Below are 14,742 nucleotides of genomic sequence, written 5' to 3' on the forward strand. Positions count from 1 at the left end.
CTAACCGTCGGTCAACTCCCCCCACAGGCGATCGACCTGTGCGGCGGTCTCTTCCTGGCTTCCTGAATTGTCGATGGTCCAGGTCGCTACGGCCCGCCGTTGGTCGTCGGTCGCTTGGGACCTGATGCGGGCTCGGGCGTCATCCTCGCTCATCCCACGCGTCGAGACCAACCGTTCGATCCGCACATGCTCCGGAGCCTCGACCACGATCACACCGTCGAATTTGTCTCCCTGGCCGGTCTCGACGAGAAGCGGAATGTCCTGGACGATGACGCCGGAGAACCCCGATTTCGAGGTCGACTCATCGACCAGGCGCTTCGATTCGGCCCGGACCGCTGGATGCACAATCCCGTTCAAGCGTTCGCGCGCGGAGTCGTCGCCGAACACGATACGGGCCAGCCCGGCCCGATCGAGTGAACCGGATTCGTCCAGGACGTCAGGACCGAACTCTTGTGCTACCTCGTCCAGAACCGGCGAGCCGGCGACCATGAGCTCACGGGAGATCGCGTCGGCGTCCACCAGGACGGCCCCGTGGTCCGTCAGCAATCGCGCGACGGTCGACTTGCCGGAACCTATGCCGCCCGTCAGGCCCACGTGCTTGACCGAATCTGTCATTGGTCGCTTCCTCTCCTACCGCGTGCTTGCGTTCCCCACCTTATCCGTCGGCGGGCACGGTAATCCGAATCGACCGGAATAGACTGGATGAGTGACCGATTCTTTCGAAACCCGCGCCCGCATGTACACCGTCCTGTCCGGAAACGGGCCGGTCGAGACCGTGCTGGAGATCAAGAAGAGCGAGTTCATCGGACACGTGGCCCGCGTCGAAACCGAGGAGCAGGCCCGCGCGTACATCGAATTGTTGCGAAGGCGGTACCACGATGCACGGCACGTATGTTCGGCCTTCGTCCTCGGAGCGGACCGTGAGATCCAGCGTTCTTCCGACGACGGTGAACCGGCAGGTACCGCGGGGATCCCCATCCTCCAGGCACTGATTTCCCACCGAACCAGGCAGGACGATGAGTCGGTGACCGATCTGTCCGACCTGTGCGCGGTGGTGGTCAGGTACTTCGGCGGAATCAAGTTGGGTGCCGGCGGTTTGGTGCGAGCCTATACGGACGCGACCGTACGGGCGCTCGACGCCGCGCATTTTGCATCCAGGCAGAGACTTCGGCAGGGTCGGATCGACATGCCTCACGCGGAGGCTGGCCGCCTCGAGAATGAGCTTCGCGCATCTGCAGTCGCGGTTCTGGGAACCGACTACGGCGCTTCCCATGCGACGCTGAATATCGCGGTCACGGACACAGAAGCCCAACTTAACGAGGCCGAAAACCTTCTCGCATCGGCGTCGTCGGGGGAATTGAATCTGGTGTGGGGCGGCACGGAATGGGTCGATCGGTAGATAACGTCCTTCGCACCGCGACCGCTCATTCGGCTGGAGGATGCATCCAGTGAAAAAGACAAGGAGCGGAACTGTCTCTTCCGCCGGCCGTTGAGTTTTGCCCCGGGAACGCGAATGGCCCCTCACCGTACGGTGAGGGGCCATTCGTCTCAGCAATCCCGCTACGGGAGCTTTACCGGTTTAGTTGTTGCCGGTGAGCTTCTCGCGCAGTGCAGCCAGTGCCTCGTCCGAAGCCAGTGTGCCGGAATCGGCTGCCGGAACCTCGGAGGAGTAGCTGGACGGAGCCGGAGCTGCATTCGAGGAGGAAGACGACGAAGAGGAGGAAGACGAAGCCGAACCGGTTGCGGCGGTTGCTGCTGCGTCGGCATCTTCGGCCAGGGCCTTGCGGACCTGCTCCTTGTGGGCTTCCCAGCGAGCCTGAGCGTCAGCGTACTGCTGCTCCCAGGTTGCGCGCTGAGTCTCGTAGCCCTCGAGCCATTCGTTGGTCTCGGGGTCGAAGCCCTCGGGGTACTTGTAGTTGCCCTGCTCGTCGTACTCCGCGGCCATGCCGTACATGGCCGGGTCGAACTCGGTGCCGTCGGGATCGACGCCCTCGTTGGCCTGCTTGAGGGACAACGAAATGCGGCGGCGGTCCAGATCGATATCGATGACCTTGACGAAGAGCTCATCTCCGACGGAGACGACCTGCTCGGCCAGATCCACGTGGCGGACAGCCAGCTCGGAGATATGCACGAGGCCCTCGATGCCGTCTTCGACGCGAACGAACGCACCGAAGGGAACCAGCTTGGTGACCTTACCGGGAACGACCTGACCCAGCGCGTGAGTGCGGGCGAAGGTCTGCCACGGATCTTCCTGGGTTGCCTTGAGCGAAAGCGAAACACGCTCGCGGTCCAGATCCACCTCGAGAACCTCGACGGTGACTTCCTGACCGACCTCGACGACCTCCGAGGGGTGGTCGATGTGCTTCCAAGACAGCTCGGAAACGTGAACGAGTCCGTCCACGCCGCCCAGGTCCACGAATGCACCGAAGTTGACGATGGAGGAGACAACGCCCGTCCGGACCTGCCCCTTTTCCAACTTGTTGAGGAACGAGGAGCGAACCTCGGACTGGGTCTGCTCGAGCCATGCACGGCGGGAAAGGACCACGTTGTTGCGGTTCTTGTCCAGCTCGATGATCTTGGCCTCGATCTCCTGGCCGATGTAAGGAGCCAGGTCGCGAACGCGGCGCATCTCCACGAGGGATGCGGGGAGGAAGCCACGGAGACCGATGTCCAGGATGAGGCCGCCCTTGACGACCTCGATGACGGTGCCGGTAACGACGCCGTCCTCTTCCTTGATCTTCTCGATGTCGCCCCAGGCACGCTCGTACTGAGCGCGCTTCTTGGACAAGATCAGACGGCCTTCCTTGTCCTCCTTGGTTAGGACGAGAGCCTCAACCTCATCACCAACGGCAACAACTTCACCGGGATCGACGTCGTGCTTGATGGAAAGTTCGCGGGACGGGATGACGCCTTCGGTCTTGTACCCGATATCCAGCAGAACTTCGTCGCGGTCAACCTTGACAACTTCGCCAGAAACAAGGTCGCCGTCGTTGAAGTACTTGATGGTCTCGTCAACGGCCTTGAGGAACTCTTCTTCGGTTCCGATGTCGTTGATCGCGACCTGCGGGGTGTTGGTGGTCATGTAGTAGGGGCTCCGATGTGGATAGATTACTTACTCGGTCGACTCCGACCCGCCTTGCGGCGGTCTAGGGACGAAGCCGAACATTTATTGGACTGCGCGCACATGGTGCGCCCACTAAGTGTATGGCTTGACGCAAGTCGGGTCAACGCGTAAAAGCCCAAAACACGCCGATGTCTGCGGAACCTCCCGGAGGATTCGGCGAATGATTGCTTTCCGCGAGAAAGATCCGTCTCGTGGGCGTCGTTAGAAACCGAAATCGCAGTACGGTTCGCTCTTGACCGCGAACATTTCTGCGGCTTCTTCGGCCCCTTCTCCGAGCACCACTCCGTACTGAGCCTCAAGAGCGCAGCCCCGGAATACCGCAGAGGCCAACCGGTCCGCGGGGAAACGCACCCTGGCGGCAGAAGGCGAGAGGGCACAATCGTCCTTTGCGTGGTCCCCACGCTGGCCCGGTGTCCCCAGACCGTCGGCCGGAGTCACCTTTGCCGCACCGTTGCGGATTTCAAGGGCATAAGCGCCGGTGATCAGACCCAGCGGATCATCAACCAGCAGGACGATCTCGCCGTCACGACCGTAATAACGTGCCTCGAGAACCTTGACCACGTCCAGAATACGGGTCCAGATGAGATCGGCCTCGCCTTTGGACCTCACGGCCCTGGGATCCTGCAAGATCGAGGACAATGCCATCCCTGGAGCGTCTTTGAAGTCGACGACGTCCAACAGATCCACCGTGAAAAGGTGGTTCCATAGACCGACCGAAGCGGCTGACGTGGCGGCTTGGAAGTCCACGATCTTCGCCCTAGGAGGGTCCGACTCATACCCCTGGTGCTCAAGGACCAAGAAGCCCTCGGGCCCCGAAACCCCGCTATAGACGAAAGCCTCTCGGTTACGCGCCACCTCGATCGAGTTGTTGTGCAGATCGACGATTCCCAGGGTGTCCTTGATGTGAGTCCGAAGCCGATTCACCTGGCCCGGGCGGATCCGCACTATCCTCTGCGCCAGCTCTTCCGCGAGCCCCAACATTTTGAGCGGTTCGGCTTCGAGGACGCTGCCGCGGATCGCTCCGGTCGACTCCAATGCGCTGGCCAGCACTTGCGGGCGACGCCGAATATCCAACTCGTAGTCGCAGAACCGAGTGCTCACCCCGTACCCGAAGCGTCCGTAGATTCCGCCTTCCGAAGCGGTCAACGCCGAGAGAGCAAAGCCTTCACGCTGGGCAGTCTGGAGTTCTTCGGTCATCATCGTCCGCAGGAGACCCCGGCGCCGATGGGAGGAAGCAACACCTACACCCGAAATAGCCCACGTTCCAATGGTTGCAGCGCCTACGTTCATGGCCCGGGGAAAGCCGACGATCGTCGAAACTGGCCTCGGGGTCGTACCGGCCCATTCGGGTGCCGGATCTGTCTCTTCGTATCCTCGGTAGACGAATCCTTCGTGCTGATACTCCTGTGCCTGGTAGTCCTGCACGTCTCGCGTTCCCGGATCTTCGTGGAAGCCGCGTTGCACCCGCCCGTGGAAACGCCGGTAGGCCTCGGTGGCCTTGCCATCGGCACCGAGTGCTTCTCTGATCTCAAAAGGCTTCAAACTCATGTGGTTCCTCTTCGATTGACGGTTCAGCTAGTGAGCGGCGTCGTTCCAGGAGCGTCCGTGGCCCACCTGGACCTCGAGGGGCACGCGGAGTGTGACGGCGTTGGACATTTCCTCGCGGAGAATGGCCTCCGCCGCCTCGTATTCCCCTTCGGTGACCTCGAGGATGAGTTCATCGTGGATCTGAAGCACCATTCGGGTCGAAAGCTTTTCCTCGCGCAATCGCCGGTCAACGCCAAGCATCGCGATCTTGATGATATCGGCGGCCGAGCCCTGGATCGGGGCGTTGAGCGCGGCACGTTCCGCATTGTCCCGCACTTGACGGTTCGAGGAATCCAAGTCCGGAAGGTAGCGCCTGCGGCCGAACATTGTCTCCGTGTAGCCGACCTTCTTGGCCTCATCGACTACTTCACGCAAGTATGTGCGCACTGCGCCGAAACGTTTGAAGTAGTTGCTCATCAACCCGCGCGCCTCGTCCACGGAAATGTTCAGCTGCTTCGACAGACCGTAACTCGACAGACCGTAGGCCAGCCCGTAGCTCATGGCCTTGACCTTCGAGCGCATTTCCGAGGTGACGTCTTCCGGGGCGACACCGAAAACCTGCGAACCCACGAATCGGTGGAGGTCCTCCCCCGATTTGTAGGCGTCGATCAGACCCTCGTCCTGGGACAGATGTGCCATGATGCGCATCTCGATCTGGGAGTAGTCCGCCGTCAACAGAGTCTCGTATTCGGCACCGCAGACGAACGAATTGCGGATCCGTTTGCCCTCGGCCGTCCGGACCGGGATGTTCTGGAGGTTCGGATTGATCGAGGAGAGCCGTCCCGTAGCCGCCGTGGTCTGGCCGAATGTCGTGTGCACCCGATTCGACGCCGTCGTCGCGTCCTTGAGCGCGGTGACGAATTGCTGGAGCTTGGTGAACTCGCGGTAGCGCAGGAGATACCCCATGAAATCATGGCCCTTGGTGCCCGGCTCGAGTTTGGTCATGAGCTCTTGCAACGAAGACGCGTCGGTGGTGTACCCCGAGGAGATCTTGCGCGTCTTGGGCAGATCCAGGGTCTCGAACAGGACCGTCTGCAACTGTTTGGGCGAGGAGAGTTTGACGGCTTCTCCGACCACCTGATCCGCGTTGCGTTGCGCGGTGTCGATCTCAGCCTGAAAATTCCCTTGCAGGGTGTCCAGCTCTTGCACGTCCATCGCGATCCCGTTGGTCTCCATGTCGAGCAGGACATGAGACAACGGGACCTCGATATCATCCAAGATCTTTTTGGCCCACCCGTGCTCGGCCAGGCGTTCGGCTATTACATCTGCGGCTTCGTGCATCAGCCAGGCAGCAGAGGCGAAACGATCGAGGCTTACCGAGGTGTTCTTCTCCCTCGTTTCCTCGGATTCCTTTTTCAGCGCCGCGGCGGTCGGTTTCTTGAGTTTGGTACCGAAATCGTAAGTCGTGAATTCGGCAGCAAGTTCCTGAGGGCTGTATCCGCGTGCTCCGGGGCGCAGGACGAAAGCTTCGAGGGCGAGATCCCGGCCGGCGTCGGGAAGCTCGTAACCGAGCTCTCGCAACGCCTTGACCAGCTCTTTGAGGTCGGAGACCAGCAGGTCGCCCGCGCGGTCGTTCAATGTGGAAGACAGAGCCTCGGTCAGATTGGCATCGGCCTGTTCCAGACGCACAGATCCGACGGACTCACGCGTGGCCAGGAACAGGACATCGCCTGCCCGGTAGTCCTGCTCGAGCGTCAGAGCCAGAGATGTTCCCGGCTCGGCGACGACCTGCGCCAGTTCGTCCGGCGTGAGAATTTCGTGACGCCCGGGTATCTCGATCTGAGGTTCCGGTTCGGCCTTGACCAGGTCCACGCGGACCCGCTCGCGGAGGCGGTTGAATTCGAGCTCGTCGAACAGTTCATCCATCGCCTCGAGGTCCGGCTCCCGACGCTCCATCTGGGCGAAGGTGACGGGCAAATCGACGTCGCGCTTGAGCTCGTTGAGACGGAAGTTGCGACGGACGTCATCGAGGTGGGCACGGAGGTTCTCTCCAACCTTCCCACCGATCTCGTCCGCGTGGTCAATCACGGACTGCAAATCCCCGTACTGATTAATCCACTTGCTGGCCGTTTTCGGTCCAACCTTCGGTACGCCGGGCAAATTGTCTGCGGTTTCCCCCACCAGCGCGGCGACGTGACGGTACCTGTCCGGCCCGACGCCGTATTTCTCCTCGATGTCCTCTGCCGTCCTCGGCGGGATATCGGAGATCCCCTTGGTCGGGTAGAGCACGTGAGTGGTCTCAGAGATGAGCTGGAAAGCGTCCCGGTCGCCCGAGACGACGACGGTATCGGCATCCGCGTTCTCGGCCAATTTGGAGCCGGTCGCGATGATGTCGTCGGCTTCGAATCCTTCGACCGTGATCCACGGGATGTTCAGGGTGTCCAGTACCTTTTGGATGTACTCGATCTGCCCGGAGAATTCCTCGGGGGTCTCGGCACGTCCTCCTTTGTATTCGGTGTACTCCTCGGACCGGAATGTCGGCCCGCTCAGGTCGAAGGCCACGGCCACGTGAGTGGGTTGAAGCTGGCGGACCATGGTGAGCAGCATCGACGTGAAGCCGTGGATTGCGTTGGTGTGCTGCCCAGCGGAGTTGGAAAAACGGTCCACGGGCACCGCAAAGAATGCACGGAATGCCATGGAGTGGCCGTCGATCATGAGGAGTCGTTTGCGCTCCCCTGCGTTCTCGGCGGGATCGGCGGGCTCAGGGGTATGCTCGGCCACGGTGGCCTCCTCGGCGGGCGTTGTCTCGGATGCGGAAGTCACCTACCAATCCTAATCACAGGCAGTGACGAGTTTGAGCGAGACGATGACGAATAACCCCTATACCGATTCTCTGATCAGGGCAGGAGTGCCGGAACAGTACCATTCACGCTTCGCTCGGAACGGTTTGGGCGGTTTGGCGGAGAAGTTGGGGATCGTCTTCGAAACCATGGGCCCGGACCTCATGGTCGCCAAGTTCCCGGTTGAGGGGAATGAACAACCGTTTGGGCTCCTCCACGGCGGGGCGCATTTGGTTCTGGCGGAGACTCTCGGTTCTGTTGCGTCAGGTTTGGCCGGAGGAGAGGGCAAACAGCCCATGGGCGTGGATATCAATGCAACGCACCAACGTGCCGCTTCGAGCGGATGGGTCACCGGCACGTGTACGCCGATCCACGTCGGGCGAACGCTCTGTATCCATGAGGTCGTGATGACCGACGATGCCGGCCGTCGCCTCTCGACGGCACGGATCACGAACTTGTTGGTCGACCGCCGCTAGAACCGAGATCGCACGAGCCGCTTGACGCATAGCGGGCTACGGCCCTGGCAATCGCTGATCAGGTAGCTCAAGCGACCTGGGAAACGATGGTCTCCGCAACTTCTCGCATGGAGAGCCTACGATCCATCGAGGTCTTCTGGATCCAGCGGAATGCTTCCGGTTCGGTGAGGCCCATTTTGGTGGTGAGCAACGATTTGGCTCGCTCGACCAACTTCCGGGTTTCGAATTGTTCCTTGAGACCGGTGACTTCTTTCTCGAGTGCCTTGATCTGCTCAAAGCGGCTGACTGCCACCTCGATCGAAGGAATCAGGTCATTCTCGGTGAACGGCTTGACCACGTAGGCCATTGCCCCCGCCTCCGTGGCCCGATCCACGAGTTCTTTCTGGCTGAAGGCGGTCAACAACACCACGGGGGCGATGCGTTCCTTGGCAATCACTTCTGCGGCGCTAATGCCGTCCATCTTGGGCATTTTGACGTCCATGAGCACCACGTCGGGCTCATGTTCTTTCGTCAGTTCCACGGCCTCTTCCCCGTTGCCGGCCTCGGCAACGACGTCGAACCCTTGGTCCTTGAGAATCTCCACGATGTCGAGCCGGATCAGGGCTTCGTCTTCTGCGACGACAACCCTGCGCTTGTCGACCTGCTCCGCTTCCGGAGCGGGCACTTCGAGGTCCAGATTCTCCTGATCGGGCGTCGGCTCTGTCACCTTGTTCTCCTCTAACGTCACGTAGTTGTCCGTGCCGCCGTGCGGCTCGGACTTAAAGTCCTTACTCAAACGCTAGTTTACGTCCAACTGGTCAATCCGTGCTCGTCAGAGTGGCTGCCTGTGAACATTGCTTCACGCCAAGGGGCAGCGAACGCAGAGAACAGAGCCCGGTGCCGCTTCGAACGAAGCGGCACCGGGCTCGTGATCCTACCCAAAAACTTGAGTCGGCAGAGTTATTCGCCGGAGACGGCGTTGGCGAGCTGTTCGAGAGACTCCTCCAACTGCTCCTGGGAAACCAAGGGCATGCCCAGCTCTTCGGCGGCCTTGGGATCCATCTTGGACCAGTCGTAGGTCAACGTCACGTCGGCCGATGACGAGCCCGTGGATTCCAGGCTCCAGGTCCATTCCCAGCCCGGAGGCTCCTCACCGGCAGGTGCCGTCTGCCAGGCTACGAGCTTGTTCTCGTCGAATCCCGTGACGTAATTGTCCGTCTTGTAATCGCCGCCCATGTGCGGGCCGTTCATATTCATACGGAAGACGTCGCCCGTCTTCTGAATACGGTCGGTCTTGTCGTCGGAGACGACGTAGCCTGATCCGTCGAATTCATGGTGGCGCTCCGGATTGCTCAGGAGGTCGAAGATCTTGTCGGATGGCTCGTCGATGGAGCGGGAAACGGTAATCGAAGTCGTCTCGGACATATGGTTCTCCTCTGCTTGACTGCAGTGGCTGCCGCGTCGGAATGACCTTCGGCGGAAACCTGGACACCATCAACCCTAGTGGCCGTCACCACGCTTGACGATCAGCCAAGAGCTGATTTCCAGGGCGAGAGCCTCGGCGACTGCGGCAGTGACGGGGTCCGCGGGGTGAGCCGCTGCATTCGGCTGACGCATCGGGATGAACCAATCGGACAGCCGATACCCCCGGGACACGACAAAAAGAGTTCGTGTCAGATGCGGTTTCCGGCGTGTCCTGCCCATACACTTCGAATGTCCCTCACTTCACTTGGAGCCACCCATGTCTTTGCATAGATCCCCCCTGCCCGAATTCGCTTCCCGACACGGTCGCGGAATGCGAATCGCAGGCGCCGGCGTCGCCCTTGTTCTCTCCCTTGCCGGTTGCGCAACGGGCGCTTCTTCCGAAGCCGCCGCGGAGTCATCGGCAGCTCCCTCCACGACGCCGATCGTTGAGGTCTCCGATGTCCAAGCAACCGGCGACGACGCCCTCACCGCACTTGAAGCCCTACCCGTGAAGGGCAAAGCGCCGAAGACGGGTTACAAGCGCAAAAAGTTCGGCCGCGCGTGGGCTGACACCGACCAGAACGGATGCGATACGCGCAACGACGTTCTGAGCCGCGATCTGTCCGCGGTGTCCTACAAGCCCGGCACACAGGATTGCAAAGTGACCTCGGGCAACCTGGTGGACCCTTACACCGGCAAGGACATCGCCTTCACTGCCGGCAAGTCCACCAGCAGCGCGGTCCAGATCGATCATGTGGTCAGCCTCTCGAACGCATGGCAGACAGGCGCTCAACAACTGACCAGCAAGGAGAGGAAGCAATTGGCGAACGATCCGCTGAACCTCCTCGCCGTCGACGGCCCCACGAACCAAGGCAAGAGCGACGGTGACGCCGCCACCTGGTTGCCGTCCAACAAACAGTTCCGATGCGATTACGTTTCGCGGCAGATCGCGGTAAAGACCAACTACCATCTGTGGGTCACGAAGGCCGAGAAGGACGCCATCGAAGGCATTCTTGAAGGATGCCCCGGGGAAGTCCTGCCGTCCGGTACCGATGCTCCGGAGGTCGGGCAAACGGCAGACCCCGCGCCGGAGGAAGTGCCTGCATCAGAGCAACCGACACCCACCGAAGCACCGGCTCCGGCTCCCGCTCCGGCCCCGGCTCCCGCTCCGGTCGAGCCCGCCGCACCTGCACCCGCGGAACCCGCTGCACCCGCGGAACCTGCTGCACCCGCCCAGGAAGGTGCCTACTACGCGAATTGCACGGCGGCTCGAGCCGCCGGAGCAGCACCCCTGTACGCCGACTCCCCCGGATATCGGCCAGCCCTGGACCGCGACGGCGACGGCGTCGCATGCGAGACAAAAGGCTGATCTACTGCATTTCTCCTGGTGGAATGGGGGCCCATCACCTTCTTCGGAGGATTTCGCGGCGGCAAACAGGGACCCATCGAGTGCTTTTGATCGCATATCTATATATTCAGCATTTGATCGTATAGCTATTAAATTTTTGACTATCAAAACTTCTTCCGTAAAGTAGATTCGCCATATGGGCGAATACCACTGGAAGGATTCCATGAAAACACATGCCAAAAATATAGTTTCCCGAAGGGTCCTAGCGAAGGGGGCGATGTGGGCAGCACCCGTAGTGGCAGCAACAGCTTTTGTACCTAGTCACGCAGTTTCCAACGCACAACCCACCCCACGGGTCAGCGGGAATATGCAGGTAAAGAGTGAGTGCTTCTTCAATACCGACAACATCATCCGGATTTCCAACGTCGCGAACTACCCCAGAGGGGGATTTTGGGTCGAGGAGGCACAAGCCTCAAGCAAAGCCACCGACGCCAAGATAATATTTTACTTCCCCACGAACCTCGGCGACCTTAAGTGGAGAGCGCAGCGGAACAACGGTTTATGGTCGACCCCGACTTACGATTCCACTGCACCCACAATTAACGGATTCAGAGCCTATACCACCACCTATCACGGGACCTGGGAGTACAACGGGAGAAACCGCATCTTATTAACCACTTCCGGGATGGAGTTCGTGGCCAATGGGCCTCAAAACCTTTGCAGGGCCACAGTAACTACACACGCCATAAGATCGGTCAAAGTCGACGGAGTGGTGCGCACAAAAAAAACAAAGAGCACACTTACTTAGTCCCACAAATAGGCGTATTTCAGGACAGTACGACTCAACAAATCACTATATCGCTACGGTCCGTTTGTCGGAGCACGAGGCCTGCACAAAACTGGCCTCTGGCTCCGACATATAATTTCCCAAATCGAGTTTCGGTCAGACATACAACCCAAGGGGCGAACGGGCTAGAAGGTATTCGAGCAATCGAACAGCATGGCGGATCGACCTTGCGGTCGTCACTTCCCTCCCCGTGGCGTGCCGACGCGCAGCCGACCTCGGAGTTTACCCGCATGGCCCAGCGAGCGCGTTTCTCCCTCTGACACGGAAACTGACAGCCCGATATTCACGGCGTGAGCAACAGCGAAGCCTAGGAGTCCCGATTCTAGACCTCCCGGACGCGACCTCCCCCGAACACGCACCCCTGACACCCCATAATCAGAAGATCCGCATTGTGGCCTGGATTACCCGTAAATTTAGTTATTTATGCAATCAGAATTTTAATAAAAAGATTCCTGTTCTGTACATTGCCGGGTGGTCGGCCTAGATTGCCGTGAGTAGCCATCACAATCTTCGCGCATCAGAGAAGAGCAACGATGTCCATCGTTTCCACCGCGGTCGTCGCTTCCACCGCGTCGCAGATCCTTGGCGCGACCCGCAACCGCGCCTAGAGCTGGCGTTCGAAGGAAATCGGAACCTAGATCGCGATCTCACCGAGGATGCGCTGAACAACCTGGGAGACGCCGCCTCGAACCTCGGCACGTACTCCTTCGAACGGACAATCACCGCTATCAGATCGGGCCGGCGGGAAAATTGGCCCCTCGCTCCAGAGATCTCGTCGGTGCCTGAAATTGTTTTCGAATTCCTTCGAACCGACAAGATGGACGGCTGGCTCTACGTCCGAGAATCCGACGATTACCCCCTCCAGGCGCTCCGTCAGGCGTTCATCGCCTCATGTGCGGCTCATCGCACCTCCGAGGCGCTGGCCGCGTTCATCGTGACCATTTCCGGCTTCGACCTCTTCAATATGCACACCGCTTTCTGGGGCTTACTGATCAGATGCGTGACATCGCGCTTCCTCGAGCCTGGAGATTATTCAACCGCGCTCGACCCGTCGGACCCCGCCAAGGCATCTCCGTCGAGCAGATTGTCCTCGAACGAGAAAAGCGAATCCCAGCGGGAACCGTGCGCCGGCAGCCACAGCGGTATCCGCGAATGCTGGAATCAACCCCCGCTCCCCCAAATCGGCAGTCACTGAACTTGTCCCGACCCTCTGAATCCTGAAAACCCGCAAACTGAGTCCCACCGAACGGGCCGGCTTCCTACGGGGGCCCGCCGTGGCCTCGAATCTCAGCCTCATGCGGCACCCGACGCTGTCTCGAATCACCGCACCGCGTCGTCAGTCGACACCAGATATTCCTTGCCAGGGACCTGGCCACGTATCCGCTTTGGTCAAGATCGCACTCAGCGCGATTCTGATTCCGGCGGTCAACGAGGACTCCGTGACGAACACACGTCAGGTGACTCCTCGACCGGACCATCGAATGCCACGCCGCCTTCCCATCACGTTCAATAAACCAACAGTGAAGTTATCAAAATTCCTAAAGTCAAAAATTGACAATATATAATGTCTATTCTATTTGTGAACGAGCCACACGACACACCAATCACACCATTCCCAACATTCAGGGAAAGTTAGATTATGCTCATTCTCGCAGGCCCCGCCTGGCGTGGCCAAGGCCCAGCACATAGCTCGGTACGACAAATACAGCATTGGAGTTGATGTTTATGAAATGGAAAATCACTTCGGCAATTTTCTGTCTGACCCTTATTGTTCCCATTGCGACGTCCACGCCCACACAGGCTTACACCCAGTTCGAACCAGATAGCGTTCACGATCAAAACAGTAAGACAACCGTCTACACCGAGGAACCGTCCCTTGAAGACCCCACCATCGACCGTCACGGAGTAACCTGGCCAATATTCGAAACGCCCCGACACCATTTTAAAGACATAACTTTCCCCATGATCATTAAGGATTCACCCGATCTTCGCCAGTTCTTCTTCTCAAATGAATTTCAATACGCCGAGGCCGACAGCACCGGGTATTTCGGCCTGCAACCGATGCAACCGGCCAAGGACGGCCATCGCCAAGTCTCCGTCCGGTTCAGTTCCTTCAACGAAAACGCCGCTCCGGTTGACACCGATCTCTGTCGCCCCGGGGCCGACGGTGATGATGGTGTGACCTGCGCATCGGATATCCCATTCACCCCAGGCGCACAATACGATTTGACTCTGACTTTCACGAAAGAGGACCACACCTTCCGTGGCAAAGTCATCGACACCGTTACCCACAAGGAATACAGCGCTGGCGCCTACAGAATCTTAGATGAGACAGCAGGCATATCCTCCACCGATATAGAATCCTGGCACGAGGACTACCGCCGACATCCCCAAAAAGGAAAGTGCAACTCAAAAGCGTTCCCCTACTACGAAGTATTGCTTAAACGCCCCCAGGCAACCACCGAGGACGGCACCAAAGAGACAGCAGTATTCAAGGATCTCAAGCTCAAATTTCAAGACATCTGCCCGAACGGGGACCATTCCTCCGTCAACCCAGATGGCACGGCCACCTGGCGTCTCGGATTCAAATAGATTCAGGGCAATCAAAACAAACTGGCGTGAATAAACGCCTCATGGGCTGAATTCCGTTTGAGAGAATCGGACCCAACCCCATGTTCTACCGAGCAGGGCCCTTCCCCACGTCCGGCAAATTTTATGCAAAACTGAACCACCGCCGTCAGGCTGAGGGGTCTCCCGCGCGCTCAACGGGCCAGGCATCACTTTTGATTGCAGATTCGGCCATTGGATCGCCCTCATAACACAGTGCCCCAAATCACCAAAATATATAGGCAACTTGGGGTAATATATTACCGTCGTCTCGGGGAAGTCGGCTATGTGTCAGCTTGACTTCCATGTACCGAGTCGACATCTCGTGTGATGCCGGGTCCCCTCCTCAGCGCGTAGAGAGGAGGGGACCCACCGACACAGTGTCAATTTGGCGATTTACCACCCTGTTGGCTCATGTTAGGGCCAGATTGGCACAAAAGACCCCCTTGCGCCAAACGGTGCATGGGGGTCTCTTTCATTGGCCAACCCCATGCTGTCAGGGTCCCTTGAAATCACCGCCACCAAGACCA

The 14,742-nt window shown here is 59.3% G+C and carries 13 protein-coding genes; 6 read left to right on the forward strand and 7 right to left on the reverse strand.

Going from position 1 to position 14,742, the window contains the following annotated elements; translation table 11 throughout:
• Complete coding sequence (gene coaE, locus sake_RS07870; RefSeq protein WP_129359447.1) at nt 1-615, reverse strand: dephospho-CoA kinase; 615 nt, start codon at nt 613-615, stop codon at nt 1-3.
• A 121-nt stretch (nt 616-736) separates the two neighbouring features.
• On the opposite strand from coaE, the gene sake_RS07875 reads away from it, so the two are divergent.
• The gene (locus sake_RS07875; protein ID WP_129360105.1) at nt 737-1,399 is read left to right on the forward strand and encodes a YigZ family protein; all 663 of its coding nucleotides are present in this window, start codon (nt 737-739) and stop codon (nt 1,397-1,399) included.
• A gap of 180 nt (nt 1,400-1,579) precedes the next feature.
• On the opposite strand, the gene rpsA is transcribed toward sake_RS07875, so the two are convergent.
• The 3 genes from rpsA to polA form a co-directional block, all read right to left on the reverse strand.
• The gene (gene rpsA / locus sake_RS07880; protein WP_129359446.1) at nt 1,580-3,082 is read right to left on the reverse strand and encodes a 30S ribosomal protein S1; all 1,503 of its coding nucleotides are present in this window, start codon (nt 3,080-3,082) and stop codon (nt 1,580-1,582) included.
• 243 nt (nt 3,083-3,325) lie between these two features.
• Nucleotides 3,326-4,672, reverse strand: a complete 1,347-nt coding sequence (locus sake_RS07885) for a GNAT family N-acetyltransferase (protein ID WP_129359445.1) — start codon at nt 4,670-4,672, stop codon at nt 3,326-3,328.
• Nucleotides 4,673-4,699: 27 nt separating this feature from the next.
• On the reverse strand, nt 4,700-7,366 hold the full coding sequence (gene polA / locus sake_RS07890; protein ID WP_178946303.1) for a DNA polymerase I: 2,667 nt from the start codon (nt 7,364-7,366) through the stop codon (nt 4,700-4,702).
• A 130-nt stretch (nt 7,367-7,496) separates the two neighbouring features.
• Between polA and sake_RS07895 the strand changes: the two genes are divergently transcribed.
• Complete coding sequence (locus sake_RS07895; protein ID WP_371811888.1) at nt 7,497-7,967, forward strand: hotdog fold thioesterase; 471 nt, start codon at nt 7,497-7,499, stop codon at nt 7,965-7,967.
• A gap of 67 nt (nt 7,968-8,034) precedes the next feature.
• Here sake_RS07895 and sake_RS07900 read toward each other — a convergent pair whose 3' ends face one another.
• From sake_RS07900 to sake_RS07910, 3 genes are all read right to left on the reverse strand, one after another.
• Nucleotides 8,035-8,643 carry an ANTAR domain-containing response regulator gene (locus sake_RS07900; RefSeq protein ID WP_371811982.1) on the reverse strand — a complete coding sequence of 203 codons (609 nt, stop codon included), beginning with the start codon at nt 8,641-8,643 and terminating at the stop codon, nt 8,035-8,037.
• 263 nt (nt 8,644-8,906) lie between these two features.
• Complete coding sequence (locus sake_RS07905; protein WP_129359444.1) at nt 8,907-9,371, reverse strand: SRPBCC family protein; 465 nt, start codon at nt 9,369-9,371, stop codon at nt 8,907-8,909.
• A 75-nt stretch (nt 9,372-9,446) separates the two neighbouring features.
• A complete protein-coding gene (locus sake_RS07910) occupies nt 9,447-9,650 on the reverse strand; it encodes a hypothetical protein (protein ID WP_178945775.1) in 204 nt (67 codons plus the stop codon).
• 37 nt (nt 9,651-9,687) lie between these two features.
• Here sake_RS07910 and sake_RS07915 point away from each other — a divergent pair, with 37 nt between their 5' ends.
• The 4 genes from sake_RS07915 to sake_RS07930 all read left to right on the forward strand — a co-directional run bounded on the left by sake_RS07915 (nt 9,688) and on the right by sake_RS07930 (nt 14,197).
• Nucleotides 9,688-10,779, forward strand: a complete 1,092-nt coding sequence (locus tag sake_RS07915; RefSeq protein WP_178945776.1) for a DUF1524 domain-containing protein — start codon at nt 9,688-9,690, stop codon at nt 10,777-10,779.
• A 175-nt stretch (nt 10,780-10,954) separates the two neighbouring features.
• Nucleotides 10,955-11,566 carry a hypothetical protein gene (locus sake_RS07920; protein ID WP_178945777.1) on the forward strand — a complete coding sequence of 204 codons (612 nt, stop codon included), beginning with the start codon at nt 10,955-10,957 and terminating at the stop codon, nt 11,564-11,566.
• A 529-nt stretch (nt 11,567-12,095) separates the two neighbouring features.
• The gene (locus sake_RS07925; RefSeq protein ID WP_178945778.1) at nt 12,096-12,800 is read left to right on the forward strand and encodes a benzoate/H(+) symporter BenE family transporter; all 705 of its coding nucleotides are present in this window, start codon (nt 12,096-12,098) and stop codon (nt 12,798-12,800) included.
• Nucleotides 12,801-13,330: 530 nt separating this feature from the next.
• A complete protein-coding gene (locus tag sake_RS07930) occupies nt 13,331-14,197 on the forward strand; it encodes a hypothetical protein (RefSeq protein ID WP_178945779.1) in 867 nt (288 codons plus the stop codon).
• Nucleotides 14,198-14,742 lie beyond the last annotated feature (545 nt).

Source organism: Kocuria sp. TGY1127_2 (assembly GCF_013394385.1).
GTDB lineage: Bacteria > Actinomycetota > Actinomycetes > Actinomycetales > Micrococcaceae > Rothia.

Excerpts from the sequence above, each read along its gene's own strand:
- sake_RS07875 (WP_129360105.1), top strand. The coding sequence starts at position 737 with ATGTACACCGTCCTGTCCGGAAACGGGCCGGTCGAGACCGTGCTGGAG.
- polA (WP_178946303.1), bottom strand. The coding sequence starts at position 7,366 with ATGATCGACGGCCACTCCATGGCATTCCGTGCATTCTTTGCGGTGCCC.
- rpsA (WP_129359446.1), bottom strand. The coding sequence starts at position 3,082 with ATGACCACCAACACCCCGCAGGTCGCGATCAACGACATCGGAACCGAA.
- sake_RS07885 (WP_129359445.1), bottom strand. The coding sequence starts at position 4,672 with ATGAGTTTGAAGCCTTTTGAGATCAGAGAAGCACTCGGTGCCGATGGC.
- sake_RS07930 (WP_178945779.1), top strand. The coding sequence starts at position 13,331 with ATGAAATGGAAAATCACTTCGGCAATTTTCTGTCTGACCCTTATTGTT.
- sake_RS07920 (WP_178945777.1), top strand. The coding sequence starts at position 10,955 with ATGGGCGAATACCACTGGAAGGATTCCATGAAAACACATGCCAAAAAT.
- sake_RS07910 (WP_178945775.1), bottom strand. The coding sequence starts at position 9,650 with ATGGGCAGGACACGCCGGAAACCGCATCTGACACGAACTCTTTTTGTC.
- sake_RS07915 (WP_178945776.1), top strand. The coding sequence starts at position 9,688 with ATGTCTTTGCATAGATCCCCCCTGCCCGAATTCGCTTCCCGACACGGT.
- coaE (WP_129359447.1), bottom strand. The coding sequence starts at position 615 with ATGACAGATTCGGTCAAGCACGTGGGCCTGACGGGCGGCATAGGTTCC.
- sake_RS07905 (WP_129359444.1), bottom strand. The coding sequence starts at position 9,371 with ATGTCCGAGACGACTTCGATTACCGTTTCCCGCTCCATCGACGAGCCA.